The sequence below is a fragment of the Bacillus sp. M5A3_1b genome (assembly GCF_053345335.1).
This window is the reverse complement of the sequence record NZ_JBKEZY010000002.1, coordinates 232,693-258,900: the sequence shown is the minus strand read 5'-3', so window position 1 is coordinate 258,900 and position 26,208 is coordinate 232,693. Positions and strand designations below refer to the sequence as shown.

The following is a 26,208-nucleotide window of genomic DNA, read 5'->3' as shown; positions in this document are numbered from 1 at the left end:
CACTTGGAAAAGGTAGATATTTTTAAAGATATTGCGGAACGCACAGGCGGTGATATTTATTTTGGAGTTGTAGGAGCTGTTCGAACAGGGAAATCAACATTTATTAAAAAATTTATGGAACTTGTAGTTATTCCTAATATTGAGAATGAGTCTGACCGTCAAAGGGCGCAGGATGAACTGCCTCAAAGTGCTGCTGGTCGTACAATCATGACGACGGAACCGAAGTTTGTTCCAAACCAAGCGGTTTCTATCGAAGTAGATGAAGGTCTTGAAGTGAATATTCGATTGGTAGATTGCGTTGGATATACGGTTCCAGGAGCAAAAGGCTATGAAGATGAGAATGGCCCTCGCATGATTAATACTCCTTGGTATGAAGAACCTATTCCATTCCATGAAGCTGCAGAAATCGGAACACGTAAAGTAATTCAAGAACATTCCACAATTGGTGTTGTAATTACAACAGATGGAACGATTGGGGAAATTCCAAGAAGAGATTATATAGAGGCAGAAGAACGCGTAGTAAATGAGTTAAAAGAAGTCGGAAAACCTTTCATTATGATCATTAACACTGTACAGCCGTATCATCCAGATACAGAGCAATTGCGTCAAAGTTTATCTGAAGAATATGATATCCCAGTCATTGCGATGAGTGTCGAAAGTTTAAGAGAAACAGATGTGTACAATGTGCTTCGAGAAGCGTTATTTGAGTTCCCAGTATTAGAAGTGAATGTGAACCTTCCGAGCTGGGTAATGGTGTTAAATGAAGGGCATTGGTTACGCCAAAGTTATCAAGAAGCTGTTCAAGAGACTGTTAAGGATATAAAACGTCTTCGTGATGTGGACCGTGTCGTGTGGCAGTTTAGTCAGTATGAATTTATTGATCGAGCGAGCTTAGCTGGCATTGATATGGGGCAAGGCGTAGCAGAAATTGATTTATATGCACCAGATGAATTATATGATCAAATTTTAAAAGAAGTAGTAGGGGTAGAAATTCGAGGGAAAGATCATTTATTAAAGCTTATGCTCGATTTATCTCATGCGAAAATAGAATACGATCAAGTGGCGGATGCCCTGCGTATGGTAAAGCAAACAGGATATGGTGTAGCAGCACCTGCGTTAGCTGACATGAGCTTAGATGAGCCAGAAATTATTCGTCACGGTTCAAGGTTTGGTGTGAAACTAAAAGCTGTAGCTCCGTCTATTCATATGATTAAAGTAGATGTGGAGTCAACGTTTGAGCCAATTATTGGTACTGAAAAGCAAAGTGAAGAATTAGTTCGTTATTTAATGCAGGATTTTGAAGATGACCCATTATCAATTTGGAATTCTGATATATTCGGACGTTCACTTAGCTCTATTGTTCGAGAAGGCATTCAAGCGAAACTATCTTTAATGCCAGAAAATGCAAGATATAAATTAAAAGAAACGCTAGAAAGAATTATTAATGAAGGATCTGGCGGATTAATTGCGATTATATTATAAGAAAAAATCCCTCTCATCGTAGAGGGATTTTTTTTGATTTTCGCGTATAGAATAGCAAAATAAACAGTCATTATCTAATATATTGTTGTAAATTGTCAAGTTTCATCAGAATTTCACATTTTAAGAGTAACAATTTCCTTAAAAATATTGAATTATAAAGGAGAATCGTATAATATAGGCGTTGATAATGATTTATCTACATCTTTGTAGTATAGAATTTGTAAAAATTGCCTACAAATGAAAGTAAGACTCATTTTATGATCATTATACAGTCTTATCTTTGGGAGGAGGTGAATGGCATGAACAAGACAGATTTAATCAATGCTGTTGCAGAAGCAAGTTCCCTTTCTAAAAAGGACGCAACAAAAGCAGTAGACGCTGTTTTTGATTCTATCTTAGAAGCTTTAAAACAAGGTGATAAAGTACAACTGATCGGATTCGGTAACTTCGAAGTTCGTGAGCGTGCGGCTCGTAAAGGTCGTAACCCACAAACAGGTGAGGAGATTGAAATCGCTGCAAGTAAAGTACCTGCATTCAAACCTGGTAAAGCGTTAAAAGATGCGGTTAAATAATCCTTACATATTAACAGGGAAGAAGAGTTTCCTTTTTGGGAACTCTTCTTTTTGCTTTTAAAAACATAAATATGCTAGAATGTGTTCGTATCACTTTTAGGTTTTCGGGAGGGCTAGCGGATGGCAAAAGTTAATTTAGAACAAATTGAACATGCAGTGCGCCTTATTTTAGAGGCAATCGGAGATGACCCAAATCGTGAGGGAGTACTTGATACACCAAAGCGTGTGGCAAAAATGTACGCAGAAGTGTTCGCGGGTATGCATGAAGATCCGAAAGAACATTTGCATAAAGTGTTCGGAGAAGATCACGAGGAGCTTGTACTAGTAAAAGATATACCGTTTTATTCGATGTGTGAGCATCATTTAGTTCCATTCTATGGAGTTGCTCACGTTGCATATATTCCACAAGGCGGAAAAGTGACAGGGTTAAGTAAATTAGCTCGAACTGTAGATACAATTGCACGTCGTCCACAACTGCAAGAACGTATTACATCAACAGTAGCGAACTCTATTATGGAAGTACTAGAACCGCATGGTGTAATGGTAGTAGTAGAAGCGGAACATATGTGCATGACGATGCGTGGTGTGAAAAAGCCGGGCGCGAAAACTGTAACAACAGCGGTACGTGGTGTGCTAGAAAATGATGCTGCGGCACGTAGTGAAATTTTATCTTTTATTAAAACGAAGTAAAGAAAAGTGGGAAACTGCTTTTCTTTTTTTTTTTTTTTTAATAAATGATATAGTTTTAGGAAGACAGAGTGAGAATAGAAAGACTACTTACAAGAATGAAAGATGTTATTTCATTCGGTGGAAGTTTGGAAAGAGTAGCCAAGTTTTGGTTATAGAAAATAGAATGAATGTGTTATAATAAGTTTTATGAATTAGAAAACAAGGGTGATTTTTGTGTGTGACATCTACGGAGGGTATGCGGGTATAAGAGAGAAATTGATGGAGAAATTACGCCATCCTTATTTTATAAACTATATTGAAGAACCATATATTGATGAAGAGAAAATAGCATTGTTATATGGTGCTTTAAAAAGTGCAAAATTACATATAGAACAAATTGAGCATTATGTAGTAACGATTATGCTTGTTCAAATTGCGCTTGATACACATGAAAGAGTATCAAATAAAGCAGGGGAAGAAGCGAATGAATCGCATAAACGTCGCCAGTTAACAGTGCTTGCTGGAGATTACTATAGCGGGTTATATTATTACTTATTGTCTATGAATCGTGATATTGTTTTAATTCGTGCGCTTGCTGAAGGAATTAAAGAAATTAATGAGCACAAAATAATGTTATATCAAAAAGCACATAAAACGATGGATGACATAATGGGAAGTGTAGTAACGATTGAGTCTGTGCTCTTACAAAAAACATGTGATCATTTTCATTTATCTCATTGGAAGCCGTTTATAACGTATGTACTAGGAAAAAATCGTCTTCAAAAAGAATGTGAACGATACGCTGATAAACAACATTCACCTGTTTTTCAAGCTATTCAAGAGATTTTGAACGATAAAGCGGATGCAGAAACAGTTATCAATGGATGGATGATGGAACTCAGAAAGAAAGAAAATCAATTTTTGGAAAACCACACAGATATAAGTGAAATAAACTCTGTGTTAAGAGATAGATCGAAGACATAAGCAATTTTACATTGGAAGAAGGTACGAGCATGCAACAATCAAAAGAAGAAAGAGTACATGATGTATTTGAGAAAATCTCTGATAAATACGATGTGATGAATTCTGTCATTAGTTTTCAAAGACATAAAGCGTGGCGTAAAGAGACGATGCGCATTATGGATGTAAAACCAGGTAACAAGGCTCTCGATGTATGCTGCGGGACAGCGGACTGGACAATTGCGCTAGCTGGAGCGGTAGGTGAACAGGGCAAGGTTGTTGGTTTAGACTTCAGTGAAAATATGTTATCTGTCGGTAAGCAAAAGGTGGAGGCGTTACAATTAAAACAAGTAGAACTTTTACACGGGAATGCAATGGAACTTCCATTTGAAGATAACACATTTGATTATGTAACGATTGGATTTGGTTTACGTAACGTACCGGATTATATGCACGTATTAAAAGAAATGACGCGTGTAGTAAAACCAGGTGGAAAAGTAATTTGTTTAGAAACATCTCAACCAACAATGATTGGTTTTCGACAAGGATATATTTTATACTTTAAATATATCATGCCGTTATTTGGAAAGTTATTTGCGAAAAGTTTTAAAGAATATTCATGGCTGCAAGAATCTGCTAGTACATTCCCAGGTATGAAAGAATTGGCTCATATGTTTGAAGAAGCTGGACTTGAACGTGTACAAGTGAAGCCGTTTACTTTTGGGGTAGCAGCGATGCATTTAGGTATGAAACCAGAATCAAAATAGAAAAAAGAAAAAAGAAGTTTTAGGTTAAGGTGAACAATATGAAGTTACAACTTATGTACTCTTTTTTACGATCGGATATTAATGTGATAGAAAAAGAATTAAAAAAGACAGTTGCTTCTGAACAGCCATTGGTAGAAGAGGCGGCATTACAACTTATTGAAGCTGGTGGGAAGCGAATTCGTCCTGTATTTGTGTTGCTTGCGGGAAAATTTGGAGATTATAAGTTAGATGCAATTAAACATGTAGCTGTTGCGTTAGAACTTATTCATATGGCTTCTCTTGTTCACGATGATGTTATTGATGCTGCATTTTTACGACGTGGTAGTGCAACTGTGAATGCGAAATGGGGAGATCGTATTGCAATGTATACAGGGGACTATTTGTTCGCTAAGTCTCTTGAATGTATAACAAATATCGAAATTCCAGAGGCGCATCAGGCGCTATCGCATACCATTTTAGAAGTGTGTAAAGGTGAAATTGAACAAATTAAAGATAAGTACAATTATGACCAAAATTTACGAACGTATTTAAGAAGAATAAAGCGAAAAACAGCATTATTAATTGCTGCGAGTTGTCAACTAGGAGCAATTGCTGCTGGCGCTAATCGTGATACGGTAAATCGACTATTTTGGTATGGGTATTTTGTAGGAATGTCGTATCAAATTATTGATGATATTTTAGACTTCGTTTCCACAGAAGAGAAGCTTGGAAAACCTGCTGGTGGTGATTTGTTACAAGGGAATATTACGCTTCCTGCCTTATACGCTATGGAAGATCCCGTGCTTCGTAAGAAAATCACATCTGTACATGAAAATACAACAGCGGACGAAATGAAAGGAATTATTGAGGCTGTAAAAAATAGTGACGCTATTGATCAAGCATTTGCGTTTAGTGAACGTTATTTACATAAAGCATTAGAAATCATAAAACCACTTCCGCGTGGACAAGCGAGGTATGCATTACAAAATGTAGCAAAGTATATTGGGAAACGAAAATTTTAGTGTTTTTTCTAAAAAATAAAATAATCTCTCTATTTCAAAACTATTGCGCAATTGTGATAAGGGTGTTAATATGTGTGTGGGGATATACAATTACATACATAATTCAGAAGTGGAGAGATTTTTTATGGAAAAAACATTTCTAATGGTAAAACCAGACGGTGTACAACGTGCCTTCATTGGGGAAATCGTAGCTCGTTTTGAGAAAAAAGGCTTTCAATTAGTTGGTGCAAAATTAATGCAAGTCACTCCGGAAATTGCTGGACAACACTATGCTGAGCACACAGAGAAACCTTTCTTTGGTGAATTAGTAGACTTTATTACATCTGGACCTGTATTCGCAATGGTATGGCAAGGTGAAGGTGTAGTAGATACAGCTCGTAACATGATGGGTAAAACAAGACCACATGAAGCAGCTCCTGGAACAATTCGTGGAGATTTCGGTGTAACTGTTGCGAAAAACATTATCCATGGTTCTGATTCGTTAGAAAGTGCAGAGCGCGAGATTGCTATTTTCTTTAAGGAAGAAGAATTAGTTGACTACTCAAAATTAATGAATGAATGGATTTACTAATTATTTTGAAATAATTTGTAAACGCTTTAATCACTGTGATAATAGTAGAAAGTGCAAGGAGAATAGGGGTATTCTTCTTGCACTTTTTTTGTTGCAATTAGTTACGAAGTTAGAGCTGTTATGATATATTGATATGTAAAGTAAAAGGCCTATCGGAGAATAAGCGAATGGCTGATCAAATATATAATTTCTTTCATATTTTTAGAGTAAGGAAAGATAATATCATTGCTTAATATAGCGGGATAAATACATATGCGAAAAGAGGAATAACGTATGCGATATATTACAGCTGGTGAATCTCATGGTCCACAACTTACAGCGATTATAGAAGGTGTTCCGGCAGGACTGCCTTTAGTAGCGGATGATATAAATGAAGAGTTAGCTAGAAGGCAAAAGGGGCATGGGCGTGGTAGACGCATGCAAATTGAAACAGATCAAGTGCAAATTGTAAGTGGTGTTAGACACGGAGAGACATTAGGTTCTCCAATTGCACTTGTTGTTGAAAATCGTGATTTTGCACATTGGACAAAAATTATGGGCGCAGAGCCTTTAACGGAACAAGAAGAAAAAGAAATGAAAAGGAAAGTAACAAAACCAAGACCTGGGCATGCTGATTTAAATGGTGCGATTAAATATGGTCATAGAGATATGAGAAATGTACTGGAGCGTTCTTCAGCACGCGAAACGACAGTGCGTGTTGCTGCTGGTGCGGTTGCTAAAAAAGTGTTAGCAGAACTTGGTATTACAGTGGCGGGCCATGTAATTGAAATTGGCGGTGTACAGGCTCAGGAAATTACGTATAGTTCAATTGAAGAATTAAAAAGTATTACAGAAGCATCACCTGTACGTTGCTTAGATGAAGAAGCAGGTAACCAAATGATGAAAGCAATTGATGATGCGAAAGCAAATGGTGATTCAATAGGTGGAATCGTTGAAGTGATTGTGGAAGGAATGCCAATTGGGGTCGGTAGCTATGTACATTATGATCGAAAACTGGATGCAAAATTAGCAGCTGCAATTATGAGCATTAATGCTTTTAAAGGCGTCGAGATTGGAATTGGTTTTGAAGCAGCGCATAGACCGGGAAGTGAAGTTCATGATGAAATTCTGTGGAATGAGGAACATGGATATACACGAAGAACAAATAATGCAGGTGGATTAGAAGGCGGTATGACGACTGGAATGCCAATTGTTGTGCGCGGTGTGATGAAACCGATCCCTACACTATATAAACCTCTTCAAAGTGTAGATATTGAAACGAAAGAGCCTTTTACAGCGAGCATTGAACGTTCAGATAGTTGTGCTGTGCCAGCAGCTAGTGTCGTTGCAGAAGCGGTTGTGGCTTGGGAATTAGCGACAGTTTTAATAGAACAATTCGGATTAGATCGTATGGACCTTATTCGTGAAAATATTGAGAAACATAATGAATATGCGAGGGGATTTTAATGGGAAACATACATATTCAAACGAAATCAAAAGAATATGATGTACATGTAGGAAAAGAATCGTTGTCACATTTGACAACAATCATTCAAAACATGCAGCCATCTGTATCAAGCATCATGATCATTTCAGATGAAGTTGTTGCAACTTTACATTTACAGACAGTTGTAGATGCATTGCAAATAAAGCAAAAAGTATTTTCATTTGTCGTACCGAGTGGCGAAAAAGAGAAGTCTTTTGAAAATTTCTATGCGGCTCATACGTCAGCTCTTGAAAATAAATTAGATAGAAATTCTTTAATTATTGCACTTGGAGGCGGGATGATTGGAGATTTAGCTGGTTTTGTTGCTGCATCGTTTATGCGTGGAATTCGCTTCGTTCAAGTTCCAACGACTTTATTAGCTCACGATAGCGCAGTAGGTGGGAAAGTAGCGATCAATCATCCGTTAGGTAAAAATATGATCGGTGCATTCCATCAACCGGAAGTAGTTGTATATCATACGCCGTTTTTACAGTCACTTCCTGAAAAAGAGTGGCGTTCAGGTTATGCAGAAGTGATAAAACATGCTCTTATTGGTGATGTAAAGCTGTATCATTGGTTAAAAGAAGAAGTGCAAACATTAGCGGATCTTCGTGATGAGAAGCTAATCCATATATTAACGAAGGCAATTCCTGTAAAGGCAAATATTGTATCACAAGATGAAACAGAAAAAGGCGTACGTGCTCATTTGAACTTTGGACATACGTTAGGCCATGCTCTTGAAAAAGAACTAGGATATGGAAATATTACTCACGGTGACGGAGTAGCGGTTGGAATGTTATTTGCCTTGTTTTTAAGTGAGCAAGTGTACAAGGTTAATCTTTCTTATGAAGAGATGAAGCAGTGGTTCTTAAAGTACGGATATCCAAAAATGCCAAGTGATTTGAATGTAGAGCGTCTCGTTCAATTGATGAAACAAGATAAGAAAGCGAACGCTGGAGCAATTCATATGGTGTTAATGCAGGAATATGGGGTAGTGAATGTCGTATCTATTCCAGATGAGACTGTTCATATTGCGTTAGAGGCATTTCAAAAGGATATGGTTTAAGAGCTAAGAAGTGCTTGTTTAAAGGTAGCCTCGTAATAGTGACGGTTAAGATAAACGATTGCAGTGAGAAATTACAACCTTATTGTAATTGAATTGAATAAAACGACTGGGGGAAGAAAAATGAGAGTGAAAGAGCAATTGTTAACTTTGAGAGCATATGTACCTGGGAAAAATATTGAAGAAGTAAAAAGGGAATATGGGTTATCAAAAATTGTGAAATTAGCGTCGAACGAAAATCCATTCGGTTGCTCAGCACGCGTAACAGAAGCATTAACTTCTTTAGCGAGTCAATACGCTCTTTATCCAGATGGATATGCATTTGAACTTCGGACAAAAGTAGCAGAGCAGTTAGGTGTCAAAGCAGAACAACTGTTATTTGGTAGTGGATTAGATGAAGTCATTCAAATGATTAGTCGTGCATTACTACATGAAGGAACAAATGTTGTAATGGCGAATCCAACATTCTCGCAATACCATCACCATGCTGTTATTGAAGGAGCAGAAGTTCGTGAAGTACCACTTAAAGATGGCATTCATGATTTAGATGCAATGTTACAGCAAGTAGATGATAAAACGAAGATTGTATGGATTTGTAACCCGAATAATCCGACAGGTACATATGTAGAGAAACAAAATTTACTTTCATTTTTAGAATCAGTTCCTAAGTCAGCGCTCGTTATTATGGACGAAGCATATTATGAATATGCGGGGGCAGAAGACTATCCGCAAACATTACCACTTCTTGAACAGTATGAAAATCTTATGGTTTTACGCACGTTTTCAAAAGCATATGGTTTAGCTGCTTTCCGTATCGGATATGCGGTTGGTAATGCGAATTTAATCGGGCAGCTAGAAGTAGCAAGGTTACCATTTAATACATCGACTGTAGCGCAGGCTGTAGCACTCGCTGCATTAGAAGATCAAGTGTTTTTACAAGAATGTGTGAAAAAAAATGAAGAAGGATTAAATCAATATTACGCATTTTGTAAGGAATATAACGTATTCTATTATCCATCTCAAACAAATTTCATTTTCTTAAAACTCGGTATTCCTGGTAATGAGGCTTTCGAACGATTAATGAAGAAAGGATATATTGTTCGTTCTGGTGCTGCATTTGGTATACATGATGGTATTCGTATTACTGTCGGTTTGAAAGAAGAAAATGATGAAATTATAGAATTATTGAAAGAGCTTGTAAATGAGCAAGTAAAGAAAGAAGAAACATACTCTTAAGAGTTTGTGAAGGCTCCTAATATAGGAGTCTTTTTTATTTAAATGAAGGCCTGTAAAGCTTGATCCGTGCGTGTTAATAATTAATAAGGGAAGTTATTTGCACGGTAATGAAAGAAAACGGTACAATAGAAAGTAGTAATGCGGTATCGGTGGCATATTTGAATCGTTGTCAGTGAAAGTACAAGATGAAGTATGCTCATCCCCTCACTGATTATTAGCCCGCACCAATCGGGGTAAATGAACAGAAAATAATATTTGTTAGAATTAAAGGAGACGTTTATGCAAAAGTTTGAACAAGCTGTTTCATATATTGAAAATGGTGAAGCGGAAAAAGGATTACAATTATTAAAAGAACAATTAAAAATTGCGAATGATGAAGAGAAGTATGATATCGCTCGCTATTATCATACACTTGGATTTACGGATGAAGCGTTAGTTATTACAGAAGACTTGCGTTTATTGTATCCGGAAGAAAGTGAATTCACTGTATTTTTAGCAGAATTATATATTGATCTAGACAAAGAAGATGAAGCGATTGAAGTGCTTCATGATATTCCAGAAAATGATGACTTATATGTTCAATCGTTATTACTTGTTGCAGATTTATTCCAAATGCAAGGTTTCGATGATGTAGCAGAACAAAAACTATTAAAGGCGAAAGAAATGATGCCTGACGAACCTGTTATTACGTTTGGATTAGCAGAGTTATATAGTAGTAAAGGTGAAGAACAAAAGGCAATCACTCATTATGAGTCGCTATTAGCAGAACATAAAGTCATGGGTGGTGTTGTCATTGCACTTCGCCTCGCAGAAACGTTAAGTGCGATTGGAAATTGGGAAGAAGCGATCTCTTACTATGAAGCAGGTTTAGAGGAACAAAAAGATATCCACTCATTATTTGGATATGCCTTCACATTATACCAAGGTGAAGAATACCAAAGAGCAATTGGTGCTTGGCAAGAACTAAAAGAATTAGATCCGGAGTATGCATCGCTGTACATGTATTTGGCGAAAAGCTATGAAAAAGAAGGAATGCTTCAAGAAAGCTATGAAACACTTCAAGAAGGAATTAAAGTAGATGAGCTTTCTGTACCATTTTATGTAGAATTAGCGAACATTGCGGCGAAATTAGGAAAAATAGCGGAAGCAGAGGAAGTGCTTCAAAAAGCGCTTGAGTTAGATCCAGGACATTTAGGTGCGATATTAAAATATGCGTATATCTTAAAAGAACAAGAAAAATATGAAGAGTTAATTGCAGTTGTAGAGCGTGCGATTGATAGCGGAGAACCAGATACACAACTACTTTGGGATCTTGCGTTTGCAAAAAAACAATTAGAAATGTATTCGGATGCATTAAAACACTATGAAAGTGCATATACTTCTTTTAAGAATCATCCAGACTTCTTGGAAGAGTACGGTTATTTCTTATTGGAAGAAGGTATGCGAAAAGAGGCGAAAGAAGTATTTACTCAGTTAATACAACTAGACCCGACACAAATTCATATTGAAGAATTGTTATATAATTTAGAGGATTTTTCATAAGTTGGAAGGAAACTGAATACCGCTTCTTGAATCTAAAAAGAAAAGAGAAAGACAGAGGAGGGACTTAATTGCTATGAATACCCCTGTTTCTGTAAACGAGAAGAAGGATTTTGTAAAATGGTTTTTGAATAATTACCAACTGAAACAGCGTGAATGTGTATGGATTTTGAATTATTTAATGAGTCATGACCAATTGATGCATAAAGTCCACTTCGTAGAGCATGCAAAATATTGTCCGCGTGGTTTAGTGATGTCCGCGAATTGTGTGAAAGACACACCATTTCACTTTTTTAAACAAAATGTTATGACAACAGATGCTGAAAAATCGTTTCATGATATTCGTTTAAATCGAGATGAAGATATTTATATTCAACTCAATTTTAAATCATCGTTTCAAAATGCCAATTATGTAGCTGTATTAGAAGAAAACCCGTATTTACCAAAGCATATTGAAGTAAATGAAAAAGATCGTTTACTTGCAGAAAGATTTTTAGAAGAAAGTGTATTTTCTTTTAGAAGAGAACGTCTTTTGAAACAAATTGATGAAGCGCTGGATAAGCAAGATAAGGAAGCGTTTCATAAGTTAACAGCTGAGTTAAAGATGTTATAGAATTCATTTGGATTCATAAAATTTTACAAATTTCAGACTTTTTTAAGAAAAACTACCTTAATATAGGTAGTTTTTCTTTTTTTACCTCTTTTAGTATGGTTTAATATATATAAAGTGAAAGTTCTGTCATTTGAAAATGAAGGGAGGGAAGACATTTGAAATGGAGTGTAAAAGATGTGGAGCAGTTTGAGCAAGCTAGAGATTATGTAGATACTGGTGTTATACCACTTTTATCAATTTCGGCAGCAAAAGAAATGAAAATGGTAGTAGAACAAGGTGAATTTATCGAATTGTTGAGTATGGAGTTGGAAAGAGAATATAAAGGAAGAGTACTTTTACTACCTGCATTTACGTATTTAGTAGAAAGTCAAAAAAATGAAAAAGGTCGTTTGCAAGAATGGACAAATCATTTGCAAAAGCAAGGTTTTAAGCATATTGCTTATGTTACAAGTGATTTTTCATGGAAAGAAGATATGCAAGAGTTACAAGGAGATTTATTTTGGTTTCCTTCATTAGCGTTAGAACAATTCAGTGATCAAGCAAAAAGAGAAGTTATTCATGCACATATAAAAAATATAATGGTGATGTTAGAAGAAAAATGGGGAAAGTAATAATAAACAGAAAGTTCTTATTATTATGAGTAGTATGATATTGACCTGTACCTAAGCGTATTATATCATGATAGTGTCCTAGTTTTTATTTTTTATATAATTTATCACGAGGGGACAATTTCTGATAGAGGGGGGAAATTTTCGTGAGCGAGAAAGAACATCGTGTATCAAGAAGACAGTTTTTAAATTACACCCTTACAGGGGTAGGAGGCTTTATGGCAGCGGGTATTTTAATGCCGATGACGCGATTTGCGCTTGATCCGGTGTTAAGAAAAGAAGCGGGAACGGATATGGTTGCTGTTGCACAAGTAAAGGATATTACAACAGAGCCGAAACGTTTCGACTTTAAGGTGAAGCAGGTTGATGGTTGGTACAAGTCCGAAGAGCCAAAATCAGCTTGGGTTCATAAAGATGAAAGCGGAGACATTGTTGCGTTCTCTCCAGTATGTAAACATTTAGGATGTACAGTTAACTGGAATTCGGACAAAGCACATCCGAATCAATTCTTTTGTCCATGTCACGGGGGCCGTTACACAAAAGACGGGATGAACATTAAAGGCACGCCGCCCCTTGCTCCGCTTGATGTATACGAGTCCAAAGTAAAAGATGGAACGCTGTATTTAGGCAAAGCGAAGCCAAAAGGGGGTGCAAAGTAGATGCTAAATAAAATTTATGATTGGGTAGATGAAAGGTTAGATATTACACCAATATGGCGTGATATCGCTGATCATGAAGTACCTGAACATGTAAACCCGGCACATCACTTTTCTGCATTCGTTTATTGCTTTGGAGGACTTACCTTTTTCGTTACTGTAATTCAAATTTTATCAGGAATGTTTTTGACGATGTATTATGTGCCTGATATTAAAAATGCTTGGGAATCGGTTTATTATTTACAAAATGAAGTTGCATATGGGCAAATTGTTCGTGGTATGCACCACTGGGGCGCTAGTCTCGTCATTGTAATGATGTTTTTACATACACTTAGAGTTTTCTTCCAGGGTGCGTATAAAAAGCCTCGTGAGTTAAACTGGATTGTTGGTGTTCTTATTTTCTTTGTTATGTTAGGTCTTGGTTTTACCGGATATTTATTACCGTGGGATATGAAAGCGTTATTTGCTACGAAAGTAGGGATCCAAATTGCAGAGCAAACGCCGCTCATTGGTCCTTACATTAAAACATTACTCGCTGGTCATTCCGAAATTGTTGGCGCTCAAACATTAACTCGCTTCTTTGCTATTCACGTCTTCTTCTTACCAGCAGCACTTCTAGGTTTAATGGCCTTCCACTTCATCATGATTCGCAAACAAGGTATTTCCGGTCCACTATAAGAGATTGCTAAATTAAAGGGGAAAGAACTAAAGGAGGGAGATTATGCATCGCGGTAAAGGGATGAAGTTTGTAGGAGATTCTCGGGTACCAGTAGCTCGAAAACCAAATATTCCCAAAGACTATTCTGAATACCCAGGGAAAACAGAAGCATTTTGGCCAAACTTCTTGTTAAAAGAATGGATGGTTGGTGCAGTTTTTTTAATCGGTTATTTATGTTTAACAGTGGCGCATCCGTCACCGCTTGAAAGAATGGCGGATCCAACTGATGCTGGGTATATACCACTTCCAGATTGGTATTTCTTATTCTTGTATCAGTTATTAAAGTATTCTTATGCTTCTGGCTCATTTACTGTAATTGGAGCATTCATTATGCCAGGGATTGCGTTTGGCGCATTACTGTTAGCTCCATTTCTTGATCGAGGTCCAGAAAGACGCCCATTGAAGCGTCCTGTAGCAACGGGATTTATGCTTTTAGCAATTGCATCCATTATCTTTTTAACTTGGGAATCTGTAGCACACCACGACTGGGAAGCTGCAAAAAAACAAGGAGCAATTGTAAAAACAGCACCAGTTGATAAAAATGATGATGGTTATAAATTAATGCAAAAAAATACTTGTTTAACATGTCACGGTGACAATTTACAAGGCGGGGCAGCAGCACCGGCACTGCAAAACTTAACTTTAAAGCCAGAAGAAATTGCTAAGATTGCGAAAGAGGGAAAAGGTTCAATGCCTAAAGGGGTATTTAAAGGTACAGATGAGGAACTGAAGAAGCTTTCGGAATTCGTTGCAAAGTATAATAAAAAATAATAAAAAGCTGACTGCAAAAAAATTGTAGTCAGCTTTTTATTTTGATGAAAGAAAGTTTACTATATAATAGAGTAGAGTTTGAGGAAAGAATGACTTTGTTTGAAAGGTGTTGGACATACAGCTTGGTTTATTTGTATGCAATGTTAAGACAACGCTCTATATTATTATTTTTATTAGTTGTTAACATATTAGGTACAATATACGGATTTATATGGTATGGAAATCAATTAAAAGAAACCTCACCTATATTTTGGCCGTTTGTACCCGATAGCCCGATGGCGAGTCTCTTTTTTGTCTTTGTTTTAATTGCTTTTTTAAGAAAGAGAAATTGGGGATTAATAGAGGCGCTAGCGATTGTTACTTTGATGAAATATGGTATATGGGCTGTTGTTGTAAATGCAATTATGATTTATGTAAAAGGTCCTATTGGTCTTATGGGGTATATGTTAATGCTTTCGCACTTTGCGATGGCAGTACAAGGATTGTTATATGCACCGTTTTACCGTATAAAAAAATGGCATTTTGCGGTAGCAGCTATATGGACATTACATAATGATGCAATTGATTATTTATTTTGGCAAATGCCGAGATATGGAATTATGCATTTGTTTGTAGAAGAAATTGGTTACTTTACGTTTTGGCTAAGCATCGTCACACTATGTCTTACATATTATTATTGCTTGCGTGAGAACCGAAAACAGTTTTCTTTATGATAGTTAGAACATGTAGGGGGAGAAAATGAAGAAAAATAAGAGTGGTACAAAAATATTGGATCGATTGATTACTATAGTTGTTTCATATAGCATAGCATTTTCTATATTTGCACTCGCAACAACAGCGGTTGTATACGGAAAATGGCTATATTATTTTGAAATTGATTTTTTAAACATCCCAGACTTAGCGGATATGACGAAGGCTGATATTAAAAAAAATTATGATGTGCTTATCACATATTTATCTCCGTTTTATGACGGGGCATTACAGTTTCCAACATTAGATATGTCTACAAATGGCCGTATTCATTTTGTAGATGTTAAAAATATTTTAGTAAAGATTCAATATGTAATGTATGCGACAATTATGATTGCAATAATAGGCGGGATTTATTTATTAAAAAAGAAAAATGAAAAGTTTTTACTGCACGGATCAATTTTAACAATTATCTTACCAATCGCGCTCATGTTACCGATCGCTATTAATTTTGAAAAGAGTTTTGTATTATTCCATAAGCTGTTATTCAGTAATGATTATTGGATGTTTGATATTGAAACGGATCCAATTATATTAATGTTACCAGAAGAATTCTTTATGCATGCTGCGTGTGCAATTTTATTATTTATTTTATGTGGCAGCATACTTTGTTACAGCTTGTATAGATATTTCGTAAAAAAGAAAAGGATTTCAAAGGAAAAATTCTCTGTTTAAAGAGAATTTTTTTGTTTGTAAAACGATAATATATTTTTCGGTCCAGTTCTGTTCTATTCTTGTCCCAATTAACATATTTTGTACTAGTAGTTATAGGGGGGACCGTGATGAAGAGAACATTAATTGGATTGATAGCATTTCTAATTATAATGTTTCCGTTACGTATATATGCTGAAGAGTGGAGTGGACTAACAGGGTTGTTAGACGACTCATTACAATTAGTGAAGCGTAATGAAGATGAAAAAGCAGTACAAGTATTACAACATTTCTCGGAGCAGTTTGTCATAAAGGGGAATGAAAAGAAGCAAGAAGTAACGCCAGATCAAGTTAGAGTTATTTCTTTAGCTTACGACAAGGCGAAACAATCACTCGCGGAAACAGATTTAGGTAAACAAGTTAAAATTGATAATGTGTTAGCCCTACAGCTCGCTGTTGATGCGAAAGTGTCGAAATATCAACCACTTTGGATGGAAAGAGAAAAAAAAGTAATGGGTGCCTTTTCTCAAATGGAAAAAGCGATGAAAAAAGAAGATACGGGACAGTTTCAACAAACGTTAAACACATTCTTACATGAATTTAATATTATTTATCCAAGCTTAATGATTGCTTTGCCAGAAAACGAAGTGCAGCGTGTAAATGCCCATTTATCTTATTTGGATGAATTTCGTAACGTTATGTTAAAAACGAAAGGTGGGCAAATGCAAGTAGGAATCATTAAAGGGGATTTGCAAAAAATATTTCACACAGTAAAAAAAGATGAAATTGCACCCTCTCTCATTTGGTTTATGACAATTACTGGAGGTCTTATTTTATTCACATTAACTTATGTTGGATGGAGAAAGTATAAAGGAGAGAGAGAAAAAAGAAAAAGTAATGTACACTCTAAAAATAGATAATGCAATAAATAAAGATATGGATTGTAAGGTTTATTCATTGACAATGATGTCAGAAGAAAATAGAATGAGAAGTACTATAATTAAAACTTCAATGGAGGTTCAAAGGTTCATGATGTTTTATTTAATTTACTTCGCGATCATAATGATCATACCGTTGTATGCACAGTCAAAAGTACGTAGTGCCTATAGCAAGTATTCACAAGTTTATTCAACATCAGGTATGACAGGAGCGGAAGTGGCTCGAAAAATTTTAGATGAGAATGGATTATACAACGTAGCTGTAGAAGAAACACCAGGTCATTTATCAGACCATTATGATCCAACTGCCAAAACAGTTCGATTATCAACAGACAACTATTACGGTCATTCAGTTGCTGGTACAGCAGTTGCAGCACACGAAGTAGGACACGCAATTCAAGATGCAAAAGACTATAACTTTATGCGTATTCGTCATTCGTTAGTGCCAGTTGCAAACTTTGGATCAAATATTTCCTGGGTATTTATTATGATTGGTGCCTTTGCATCTATGTCTAACTTATTGTTATTAGGTATCATCTTAATGGCAGCAGGTGTTGTGTTCCAGCTCGTTACATTACCTGTTGAGTTTGATGCATCAAAGCGTGCGATGCAACAAATTGAAGCGTTAGGTATCGTATCAACAGATGAATATGGGCAAGCTCGTAAAGTATTAAATGCGGCAGCATTAACATATGTAGCAGCTGCAGCTGTAGCGGTATTTGAATTATTACGTCTCGTATTAATGTATACTGGTATGCAGCGTAGCGACGACTAAAGACTATCAATTTTGATAGTCTTTTTTTGTTTTGTGAATTGAATTATATAATGTATTGCAAATAGAAATAATAGAAGTAATACGGAAAGGCGGTGGGGAAAATGAAATATCCAAGCCATTTAGTAAAACAAGTGAAAGAACAAAGTGCTCTTTATCAGCTAGAAGGTTTCTTAAGTGGACAAGGTCCTGAAAATCCGAAATTTATGTTGTTAGGAGAAGCGCCTGGTGAAACAGAAATTCATAATGGGATTCCGTTTAGCGGGAGGGCGGGAAAACAACTAATGGATTTTTTAGAGCGTATTCAAGTTAAAAGGGAAGAAGTATATATCACGAGCGCTGTTCGAAGTAGACCATATAAGTGGCGAGAGAAAAAAGAACGAAATGGTGAAATCATACAGAAAAAGTATAATAGAACGCCAAATCAAGGAGAAATACTTGCCCATGCCCCGTTGTTAGATTATGAATTAGAGAAAATAAACCCGAAGCTTATCGTCACACTTGGAAATATCGGCCTTCAACGTTTAACAGGAAAACATAAAAAAATAACTGATGTGCACGGAAAATTATTAAAACAGCCTATTCAAAAAGTAAAGGATATGCAAAGTGCAGCGTTTACATGGTCAGAGAAAGAATATCATATTTTCCCGACTTTTCATCCTGCTTCCATTTTTTATAATCGGAGTTTATTGGAGCTTATTTATGAGGATTTAGAGAAACTTAAAAAACATGTAATAAAAAACTAGAAAAGCTAGAGAGCTTTTCTAGTTGCGTTTATTTATGTAACGGATTTTTATTTTCATCTAACGTAAAACCTTCACCAACTACATCATGTACATCACTTACAGCAACAAAGGCATGAGGATCTACAGAAGTAATAATATTTTTTAATTTCACGATTTCATTTTTAGCAACAACGCAATATAATACGTTCCGTTCCACTTTTGTATACGATCCAACAGCTTTTAAAAAAGTAGCTCCGCGTTCCATATCAGATAAAATTTTGGCAGCAATTTCATCGTTTTTATCTGAGATAATAGTTGCTCCTTTTGCCGCATAGGCTCCTTCTTGCATAAAATCAATGACTTTCGCCCCGATAAAAACAGCAACTAACGTATACATGCCCTCGCGGTACGATAAATAGGTAAGAATAGAGACGATAATGACGATAGCATCAAACATAAACATCGTTTTCCCCATACTCCAGCCAACATATTTATGAGCGAGTCTTGCGATAATATCCACACCGCCAGTAGTCCCGCCATATTTAAATATGATTCCAAGACCGACACCGATAAATGCCCCGGCGAATAAAGCCGCGAGTGTCATATCATTTTGTAAGTTTACATGTAAGTTGAGAACTTCGTAACGTTGAAAAATCCATAGAAATAAAGATACGCTGAAGGTGCCGATTAGTGTATAAATAAATGTCGTTCTTCCAAGTAACTTCCAACCAATAAAAAATATAGGGATATTTAAAATTAAGTTTGAATAAGAAGGATCAAGCTTAAATAGAAAATACAATAATAGTGTAATACCGGTAAATCCACCTTCTGCAAGGTGATTTTCAATATTGATATTCACAATACCGAAAGAAAAAATAGCGGAACCGATTAAAATGAAAATGATATTTCGAATCTTCAAATTTGATGTCATATAGAAATCCTCCTAATTATGTAAATGGCATTGCTCCGCTGATACGGTAAAACATAATGATAAGTAATTTCTAGCTTTTAGTAAAAATAGTGAAGGCTATAAAAAACCGCAAAAGAAGTTTCACTTTACCCCGTTCCAATGGCTGATAGGGGATAAAGCTCTGAAGGAGGGCAAACCAGCCGCTGGAACCCAATTGGTTCGGGCTAATCTTTTGCAAAAACCGCAAAAGAAGTTTCACTTTACCCCGCTCTAACGGCTGGTAGAGGGTAAAGCAGTGAAGTGAGATCAAACCAGCCATAAGAGCCCGATTGGTTCTGGCTGATCTTTTGCAAAAACCGCAAAAGAAAGTTTCACTTTACCCCGCTCTAACGGCTGGTAGAGGGTAAAGCAGTGAAGTGAGATCAAACCAGCCATAAGAGCCCGATTGGTTCTGGCTGATCTTTTGCAAAAACCGCAAAAGAAAGTTTCACTTTATTATATTCTATCTAAAAAGGGGGCGCAAATAGGTGTTTTGCAGGGAATAATATTTGTCAAATCGCGATGAATTGGCTAACATGAAAGAGGAAGGATTAGAGGTGAATTGTATGGAAGCAAAAACGATGAAGGATATGCAGAAAGAAGTAGATGCATATATTGGTCAGTTTAAAGAAGGTTATTTCAGTCCACTTGCAATGATGGCTCGTTTAACGGAAGAAATGGGGGAGCTTGCAAGAGAGGTAAATCATTATTATGGTGAGAAACCGAAGAAAACAACTGAAAAAGAACGTAGTCTGGAAGAAGAGCTTGGAGATGTATTATTTGTTATGATTTGTATGGCAAATAGTTTAAATATTGATTTAGAAACGGCACATAACATTGTAATGAATAAATTTAATACACGTGATAAAGATCGCTGGACACGTATTGATGAGGGAGAGAAAGAATAATGAAAGAAATTAAAGTAATTATCGCTGGACCAAGAGGACGTATGGGACATGAAGCAGTCCTTCTTATGGAAAGAACGGAACATTTTAATTTGGTAGCAGCAGTGGATTATAAGCATGGTGGAGAGAAAATTTCTGATTTACCGGGCATGCCAGCGTTACAAGCGCCAATTTACGCAGATTTACATACTTGTTTAGAGGAAGTAGAAGCAGATGTGTTGTTAGATTTAACAACGCCAGAAGTTGGGAAACAACACGTTACACTAGCAGTTGAGCGTGGACTTCGTTCTGTTATTGGTACAACTGGATTTACAGAAGAAGAACTAAAGCAATTAAGAGAGAATGCGAAAGAAAAAGCAGTAGGAACAATTATCGCTCCAAACTTTGCAATTGGTGCAGTTCTTATGATGAAATTCTCACAAATGGCAGCGAAGTATTTCCAAGATGTTGAAGTAATTGAATTGCATCATGATCAAAAGTTAGATGCACCATCTGGTACAGCAGTAAAAACAGTAGAATTAATTCGTCAAAATCGTGAAGCAAAGCAGCAAGGTCATCCGAATGAAGTAGAACAACTAAAAGGTGCTCGTGGTGCAAATGTAGACGGCATTCACATTCATAGTGTACGTTTACCAGGACTTATTGCACACCAAGAAGTAATGTTTGGTGGAGATGGACAAATGTTAACGGTTCGTCATGATTCATTCAATCGTGCATCATTTATGTCGGGTGTAAAACTATCAATTGATACAGTAATGAATCTAGATCATCTTGTGTACGGTTTAGAAAATATTATCGACTAAAGGGGAGACAACGGATGAAAATTGCCTTAATCGCACATGACAAAAAGAAAGATGACATGGTTTCGTTTGCATACGCATATAAACCAATTTTTGAACAACATGAATTATTTGCAACAGGGACGACAGGACTTCGTATTATGGAGGCAACTGGTTTAGTTGTAACAAGATTTCAGTCGGGTCCTCTTGGTGGCGATCAAGAAATTGGTGCCATGATTGCAAAAAACGATATGGATATGGTGATTTTTTTCCGAGATCCACTAACTGCTCAGCCGCATGAACCAGATGTAAATGCATTGCTTCGTTTATGTGATGTATATGCGATTCCACTTGCAACGAATATGGCAAGTGCTGAAATGTTAATGCACGCATTAGAGCGAGGAGATTTAGATTACCGCAAGTTTAGAAAATGAGGGGAACAATTATGAGTGGATTACATATATTAGCGTTTGGTGCTCATGCCGATGATGTTGAAATCGGCATGGCTGGTACCATTGCTAAATATACGAAGCAAGGGTATGAAGTAGGTATTTGTGATTTAACAGAAGCTGACCTTTCTTCTAATGGAACGATAGAATTGAGAAAAGAAGAAGCAAAGGCGGCAGCTCGTATAATGGGAGTAAAAACGAGACTGAATTTAGCGATGCCAGACCGTGGTTTGTATATGAAAGAAGAGTATATACGTGAAATTGTAAAGGTGATTCGTACATATAAACCGAAACTAGTTTTCGCGCCGTATTATGAAGATCGTCATCCAGATCATGCAAATTGTGCAAAACTTGTGGAAGATGCTATTTTTTCAGCGGGAATTCGTAAATATATGCCAGAGGTTTCGCCACATCGCGTGGAGTCTTTTTATTATTATATGATTAATGGTTTTCATAAACCGAATTTTTGTATAGATATAAGTGAGTACCTTTCTATAAAAGTGGAAGCATTAGAAGCGTATGAAAGTCAGTTTTCAACAGGGAGTGATGGTGTGAAAACGCCGTTAACAGAAGGGTACGTTGAAACTGTGGTCGCTCGAGAGAAAATGTTTGGAAAAGAAGTTGGAGTCTTATATGCCGAGGGATTTATGAGTAAGAAACCGGTTTTATTACATGCTGATTTAATAGGGGGGATGTAAATGAAATTAAAAATAGGTATTACATGTTATCCTTCTGTAGGTGGTTCTGGGGTTGTTGGAACAGAATTAGGAAAGCAATTAGCGGAACGCGGGCATGAAATTCATTTTATTACATCGGGTTTACCATTCCGGTTAAATAAAGTGTATCCAAACATTTATTTTCATGAAGTGACGGTAAATCAATACTCTGTATTTCAATATCCACCATACGATTTAGCGTTAGCGAGTAAAATGGCAGAGGTTGCACAAAGAGAGAACCTAGATATTTTACATGTGCATTACGCAATACCACATGCCATTTGTGCTTATTTAGCAAAACAAATGATTGGAGAGCGTATTAAAATTGTTACAACCTTGCATGGAACAGATATTACTGTGTTAGGTTCCGACCCTTCGTTAAATAATTTAATTCGTTTTGGTATTGAGCAATCTGATGTTGTGACGGCTGTCTCGCATTCATTGATTAACGAAACGCATGAGCTTGTAAAACCAAATAAAAACATTCAAACGGTATATAACTTTATAGACGAGCGTGTATATTTCAAGCGTGATATGTCTCAATTAAAGAAAGAATACGGTATAAGTGAGAGTGAAAAGATACTGATTCACATTTCAAATTTCCGTAAAGTGAAACGTGTGCAAGATGTTGTTCAGGCATTTGCTAAAATTGTTACAGAAGTAGATGCGAAGTTGCTTCTTGTTGGAGATGGACCAGAATTTTGCACGATTTTACAGATAGTAAAAAATTTACATATTGAAGATCGCGTCTTATTCTTAGGGAAGCAAGATAATGTTGCAGAGCTACTTGCGATGAGTGATTTAATGTTGCTTCTTTCAGAGAAGGAGAGTTTTGGTCTTGTTTTATTAGAAGCGATGGCGTGTGGTGTACCTTGTATCGGAACAAGGGTTGGAGGTATTCCAGAAGTCATTCAACATGGTGAAACAGGATATTTATGTGAAGTTGGCGATCCAACAGGAGTGGCAAATCAAGCCATTCAGCTATTAAAGGATGAAGAACTTCACCGTAATTTGGGAGAGCGAGCAAGAGCAAGTGTTTACGAGCAGTTCCGCTCTGAAAAAATCGTCTCACAATATGAAACGATTTACTATGATGTACTAAGGGATGACAAAAATGGAAAGATTTAAAAAAGCTAGTTCTATTATTGAGACTTTAAAGCAACGAGGACATGAGGCCTACTTTGTCGGCGGAAGCGTACGAGATCTTATTATCGATAGGCCGATTGGAGATATTGATATTGCGACATCTGCTTTACCAGAAGAAGTGATGGCTATATTTCCAAGACATGTTCCTGTTGGTCTTGAGCATGGAACTGTAATTGTGGTAGAAAATGGTGAACCTTATGAGGTAACCACTTTTCGAACAGAGAGCGAATATGAAGATTTTCGAAGACCTAGTAGTGTTCAATTTGTTCGTTCATTAGAAGAGGATTTAAAACGTCGTGATTTCACAATGAATGCAATTGCGATGACAGAAGAAGGCAAAATGGTTGATTTATTTGCTGGACAGCAAGCGATTCAAAAGAGAGAAATTGTGACAGTTGGCAATGCTGCGGATCGTTTTCAAGAAGACGCCCTGCGAATGATGCGTGGTATTCGTTTCGTAAGTACGTTAGGTTTTTCTTTAGAAATGAAAACGAAACAAGCAATAGAAACATATGGACATTTGCTAGAACATATTGCAATTGAGCGAATTACAGTGGAGTTTGAGAAACTGTTAACTGGTACATATTGCGTGAAGGGCTTGCAAGAATTAGTAGAAACGAAGCTATTTTCTCATCTGCCATATTTACAAATGTCAGAAGAGAGATTATTAAAAGCTACGCAGTATAACTGGGATTCTTTTGAAACGGACATTGAGGCATGGGCATTCTTCTTATATTGTATTGGGGAAGAGCATCCATCTGTCTTTTTACGTCAATGGAAGTTTTCGAATAAAAAAATAAAAGATATCGTTGCAGTTTTATTAACAATCCGTACGAGAAAGGAGAAGGATTGGGATACAGTTCTTCTTTATAAAACGGGAATTCATATCGCTGAAATGGCAGAAAGAGTATATGAAGCGATGATTGAAAGCTATGATAATACATCTGTTAAACGGGTACAAACGTTGTTTGAAGCATTGCCAATCAAGAATCGACAAGAAATGAATGTGACTGGGAATGATTTATTAAACTGGGCAAATAAAAAGCCAGGTCCGTGGGTTGCTGAAATGATTCAAAAAATTGAGGAAGCAATCGTACAAGGAAACGTAGTTAATGAGAAAGAGTGTATAAGGGAGTGGCTGCAAGAATGCAATCTACTATAAGAAAGCAGTTATTGCAAGTTTTTTCAGAAGCGGATGGCGCGTTTGTATCTGGCCAAACGATTAGTGATAAACTTGGTTGTTCAAGAACCGCTGTGTGGAAACATATGGAGGACCTTCGGAATGAGGGATATGAACTTGAAGCTGTGCGTCGATTAGGTTATCGAATTGCGAGTAAGCCAGACAAAGTGACTGCTAATGAAATTCAGTTAGGGTTACAAACGAAACATATTGGTAGAACGGTATATTTTGAAGAGTCTGTTGAATCTACGCAGCATATTGCAGCAAAACTTGCTTATGAAGGTGCAGAAGAAGGAACGATTGTTGTTGCAGAAGAACAAACAGCCGGCAGAGGTCGTTTAAGCAGGAAATGGCATTCACCAAAAGGAACAGGAATTTGGATGAGTATTATTTTACGTCCATCAATCCCGGTTCATCATGCACCACAACTTACTTTATTAGCGGCTGTTAGCGTTGCACAAGCGATTGAAAAGTGCACGGGTGTAAACGTAGGAATAAAATGGCCAAATGATATTTTAATTCAAGGTAAAAAGGCTGTAGGTATATTAACAGAAATGCAGGCGGATCCCGATAAAATTAATGCTGTTATTATGGGGATTGGTATTAATGCGAATCAAAAGCAAGAACATTTTGATGAGGAAATTCAGCATATTGCTACTTCTTTAGCGATTGAATCCGGTAAGCCAATTGTTCGTGCAGAGCTTATGCAACAAATCTTTTTACAACTAGAAAAATTATATGAAGAGTATTTACAAAATGGTTTCTCTGTCATTAAAATTCTTTGGGAAAGTTACGCTGTGAGCATCGGGAAAGAAATTACCGCTCGAACGATGAGGGAGACAATTACAGGGGTAGCAAAAGGAATTACAGAGGATGGTGTATTGCTTCTGGAGGACCATGAAGGGAAAGTACATCACATTCATTCTGCGGATATCGAAATTAAGTAAAAGAAGTTCCTATTAGGAACTTCTTTTTATTTGACGATTACTTTGCCTTCCATTCCTTTAAGGAGATGGTACCGACATATTAATTCATATGTACCAGCACTTGTAGGTTTCACGGTAATATTTTTTTCTTTTCCGGACTCGACTACGACGTCAATTCCGAGTGTTTTTACTGTAAAGGTGTGCTCGCTTTTACCTTTGTTTTTCAAAAGCAATGTTGTAGATTGTTCGATCGGAATCGTGATGACATTAGGGTTAAAGTAATTATCATTCAGTTCAACCTCAATTACTTTCGTTGAATCGATAGGTTGTGTCACGACGTTAACTGAAGCAAATACATGGAAGGAGCTAAACGTTATCATCCCTACAATTATCACAAGAAAACCGGTAAGTCGAAATAACCATTTGTTCATAGACATTCGCAATTCTCCTTTTATAAGTATGTTTCCTCCATTAACCTGCATCATTATTTGAAGAGTTATACTATGCATGTAAATTAAGCGATTTATCTTTCTATAATGGAGTGATGTTTAAAAATTTCACATACCGTAATAGGAATAAAAAATTATTTTTTCAAAAAAATGTAGTAATTTCTTTTTGGAGTTTGCTATAA

30 protein-coding genes are annotated in these 26,208 nt (G+C 36.5%); 28 read left to right on the top strand and 2 right to left on the bottom strand.

The window, feature by feature from the left end; all coding sequences use genetic code 11:
* Positions 1–3 precede the first annotated feature (3 nt).
* The 21 genes from spoIVA to ACLBWW_RS07395 all read left to right on the top strand — a co-directional run bounded on the left by spoIVA (position 4) and on the right by ACLBWW_RS07395 (position 18,548).
* Complete coding sequence (gene spoIVA / locus ACLBWW_RS07495) at positions 4–1,482, top strand: stage IV sporulation protein A (RefSeq protein ID WP_000416519.1); 1,479 nt, start codon at positions 4–6, stop codon at positions 1,480–1,482.
* Between the two features lie 299 nt (positions 1,483–1,781).
* Positions 1,782–2,054 carry an HU family DNA-binding protein gene (locus tag ACLBWW_RS07490; protein WP_001043860.1) on the top strand — a complete coding sequence of 91 codons (273 nt, stop codon included), beginning with the start codon at positions 1,782–1,784 and terminating at the stop codon, positions 2,052–2,054.
* Between the two features lie 120 nt (positions 2,055–2,174).
* Entirely contained in the window at positions 2,175–2,744 is a 570-nt protein-coding gene (folE, locus tag ACLBWW_RS07485) for a GTP cyclohydrolase I FolE (RefSeq protein WP_001151478.1), read from the top strand.
* 213 nt (positions 2,745–2,957) lie between these two features.
* Positions 2,958–3,707, top strand: a complete 750-nt coding sequence (locus ACLBWW_RS07480) for a heptaprenyl diphosphate synthase component 1 (protein ID WP_048543550.1) — start codon at positions 2,958–2,960, stop codon at positions 3,705–3,707.
* Between the two features lie 29 nt (positions 3,708–3,736).
* Positions 3,737–4,450 (top strand): 2-heptaprenyl-1,4-naphthoquinone methyltransferase, encoded by a 714-nt coding sequence (gene menG / locus ACLBWW_RS07475; protein WP_001187660.1) that lies wholly within the window; start codon positions 3,737–3,739, stop codon positions 4,448–4,450.
* Between the two features lie 38 nt (positions 4,451–4,488).
* Positions 4,489–5,451: a heptaprenyl diphosphate synthase component II gene (hepT, locus tag ACLBWW_RS07470; protein ID WP_048543547.1), complete on the top strand. Its 963-nt coding sequence runs from the start codon at positions 4,489–4,491 to the stop codon at positions 5,449–5,451.
* A gap of 124 nt (positions 5,452–5,575) precedes the next feature.
* Entirely contained in the window at positions 5,576–6,022 is a 447-nt protein-coding gene (gene ndk / locus ACLBWW_RS07465; RefSeq protein WP_000415885.1) for a nucleoside-diphosphate kinase, read from the top strand.
* 273 nt (positions 6,023–6,295) lie between these two features.
* Positions 6,296–7,468 (top strand): chorismate synthase, encoded by a 1,173-nt coding sequence (gene aroC / locus ACLBWW_RS07460; protein ID WP_048543545.1) that lies wholly within the window; start codon positions 6,296–6,298, stop codon positions 7,466–7,468.
* Complete coding sequence (gene aroB, locus ACLBWW_RS07455; protein ID WP_048543543.1) at positions 7,468–8,553, top strand: 3-dehydroquinate synthase; 1,086 nt, start codon at positions 7,468–7,470, stop codon at positions 8,551–8,553. Before aroC ends, aroB begins: the two co-directional genes overlap by 1 nt.
* Positions 8,554–8,673: 120 nt before the next feature.
* Complete coding sequence (gene hisC / locus ACLBWW_RS07450; RefSeq protein WP_048543540.1) at positions 8,674–9,786, top strand: histidinol-phosphate transaminase; 1,113 nt, start codon at positions 8,674–8,676, stop codon at positions 9,784–9,786.
* A 279-nt stretch (positions 9,787–10,065) separates the two neighbouring features.
* Positions 10,066–11,328 carry a tetratricopeptide repeat protein gene (locus ACLBWW_RS07445; protein WP_048543538.1) on the top strand — a complete coding sequence of 421 codons (1,263 nt, stop codon included), beginning with the start codon at positions 10,066–10,068 and terminating at the stop codon, positions 11,326–11,328.
* 73 nt (positions 11,329–11,401) lie between these two features.
* Positions 11,402–11,938: a ReoY family proteolytic degradation factor gene (locus tag ACLBWW_RS07440; RefSeq protein WP_001095922.1), complete on the top strand. Its 537-nt coding sequence runs from the start codon at positions 11,402–11,404 to the stop codon at positions 11,936–11,938.
* 155 nt (positions 11,939–12,093) lie between these two features.
* Complete coding sequence (locus tag ACLBWW_RS07435; protein ID WP_048543535.1) at positions 12,094–12,549, top strand: YpiF family protein; 456 nt, start codon at positions 12,094–12,096, stop codon at positions 12,547–12,549.
* Between the two features lie 143 nt (positions 12,550–12,692).
* Positions 12,693–13,205, top strand: coding sequence for a menaquinol-cytochrome c reductase iron-sulfur subunit (gene qcrA, locus ACLBWW_RS07430; RefSeq protein WP_001290419.1), 513 nt, complete (start codon positions 12,693–12,695; stop codon positions 13,203–13,205).
* Positions 13,206–13,880: a menaquinol-cytochrome c reductase cytochrome b subunit gene (qcrB, locus tag ACLBWW_RS07425; RefSeq protein ID WP_000932700.1), complete on the top strand. Its 675-nt coding sequence runs from the start codon at positions 13,206–13,208 to the stop codon at positions 13,878–13,880.
* A 43-nt stretch (positions 13,881–13,923) separates the two neighbouring features.
* Positions 13,924–14,691 carry a menaquinol-cytochrome c reductase cytochrome b/c subunit gene (gene qcrC, locus ACLBWW_RS07420; protein ID WP_000554603.1) on the top strand — a complete coding sequence of 256 codons (768 nt, stop codon included), beginning with the start codon at positions 13,924–13,926 and terminating at the stop codon, positions 14,689–14,691.
* Between the two features lie 122 nt (positions 14,692–14,813).
* A complete protein-coding gene (locus tag ACLBWW_RS07415; RefSeq protein WP_000262813.1) occupies positions 14,814–15,404 on the top strand; it encodes a DUF1405 domain-containing protein in 591 nt (196 codons plus the stop codon).
* A 25-nt stretch (positions 15,405–15,429) separates the two neighbouring features.
* On the top strand, positions 15,430–16,116 hold the full coding sequence (lit, locus tag ACLBWW_RS07410) for a lipoprotein intramolecular transacylase Lit (protein WP_048543533.1): 687 nt from the start codon (positions 15,430–15,432) through the stop codon (positions 16,114–16,116).
* Positions 16,117–16,223: 107 nt separating this feature from the next.
* Complete coding sequence (gene ypjB, locus ACLBWW_RS07405; protein WP_048543532.1) at positions 16,224–17,012, top strand: sporulation protein YpjB; 789 nt, start codon at positions 16,224–16,226, stop codon at positions 17,010–17,012.
* Positions 17,013–17,124: 112 nt separating this feature from the next.
* Positions 17,125–17,805: a zinc metallopeptidase gene (locus tag ACLBWW_RS07400; protein ID WP_002096760.1), complete on the top strand. Its 681-nt coding sequence runs from the start codon at positions 17,125–17,127 to the stop codon at positions 17,803–17,805.
* 101 nt (positions 17,806–17,906) lie between these two features.
* Positions 17,907–18,548 (top strand): uracil-DNA glycosylase, encoded by a 642-nt coding sequence (locus ACLBWW_RS07395; RefSeq protein WP_098047375.1) that lies wholly within the window; start codon positions 17,907–17,909, stop codon positions 18,546–18,548.
* A 28-nt stretch (positions 18,549–18,576) separates the two neighbouring features.
* Here ACLBWW_RS07395 and ACLBWW_RS07390 read toward each other — a convergent pair whose 3' ends face one another.
* A complete protein-coding gene (locus ACLBWW_RS07390; protein ID WP_098047376.1) occupies positions 18,577–19,458 on the bottom strand; it encodes a YitT family protein in 882 nt (293 codons plus the stop codon).
* Between the two features lie 584 nt (positions 19,459–20,042).
* Between ACLBWW_RS07390 and ACLBWW_RS07385 the strand changes: the two genes are divergently transcribed.
* Genes ACLBWW_RS07385 through ACLBWW_RS07355 form a run of 7 tightly spaced genes read left to right on the top strand, consistent with a single transcriptional unit; the run spans position 20,043 to position 25,598 of the window.
* A complete protein-coding gene (locus ACLBWW_RS07385; RefSeq protein ID WP_048543622.1) occupies positions 20,043–20,384 on the top strand; it encodes a nucleotide pyrophosphohydrolase in 342 nt (113 codons plus the stop codon).
* Positions 20,384–21,184, top strand: a complete 801-nt coding sequence (gene dapB / locus ACLBWW_RS07380) for a dihydrodipicolinate reductase (protein WP_098047377.1) — start codon at positions 20,384–20,386, stop codon at positions 21,182–21,184. Before ACLBWW_RS07385 ends, dapB begins: the two co-directional genes overlap by 1 nt.
* 14 nt (positions 21,185–21,198) lie before the next feature.
* A complete protein-coding gene (gene mgsA / locus ACLBWW_RS07375; RefSeq protein WP_046955216.1) occupies positions 21,199–21,594 on the top strand; it encodes a methylglyoxal synthase in 396 nt (131 codons plus the stop codon).
* Between the two features lie 11 nt (positions 21,595–21,605).
* Positions 21,606–22,307 carry a bacillithiol biosynthesis deacetylase BshB1 gene (bshB1, locus tag ACLBWW_RS07370; protein WP_098069317.1) on the top strand — a complete coding sequence of 234 codons (702 nt, stop codon included), beginning with the start codon at positions 21,606–21,608 and terminating at the stop codon, positions 22,305–22,307.
* Positions 22,308–23,453, top strand: a complete 1,146-nt coding sequence (bshA, locus tag ACLBWW_RS07365) for an N-acetyl-alpha-D-glucosaminyl L-malate synthase BshA (RefSeq protein WP_098078502.1) — start codon at positions 22,308–22,310, stop codon at positions 23,451–23,453.
* The gene (locus ACLBWW_RS07360; RefSeq protein ID WP_048543517.1) at positions 23,440–24,633 is read left to right on the top strand and encodes a CCA tRNA nucleotidyltransferase; all 1,194 of its coding nucleotides are present in this window, start codon (positions 23,440–23,442) and stop codon (positions 24,631–24,633) included. The genes bshA and ACLBWW_RS07360 overlap by 14 nt, the downstream gene beginning before the upstream one ends.
* Positions 24,618–25,598 (top strand): biotin--[acetyl-CoA-carboxylase] ligase, encoded by a 981-nt coding sequence (locus ACLBWW_RS07355; RefSeq protein ID WP_048543513.1) that lies wholly within the window; start codon positions 24,618–24,620, stop codon positions 25,596–25,598. Before ACLBWW_RS07360 ends, ACLBWW_RS07355 begins: the two co-directional genes overlap by 16 nt.
* 26 nt (positions 25,599–25,624) lie before the next feature.
* Here ACLBWW_RS07355 and ACLBWW_RS07350 read toward each other — a convergent pair whose 3' ends face one another.
* Positions 25,625–26,014 carry a cupredoxin domain-containing protein gene (locus tag ACLBWW_RS07350; RefSeq protein WP_098047381.1) on the bottom strand — a complete coding sequence of 130 codons (390 nt, stop codon included), beginning with the start codon at positions 26,012–26,014 and terminating at the stop codon, positions 25,625–25,627.
* Positions 26,015–26,208: the final 194 nt, after the last annotated feature.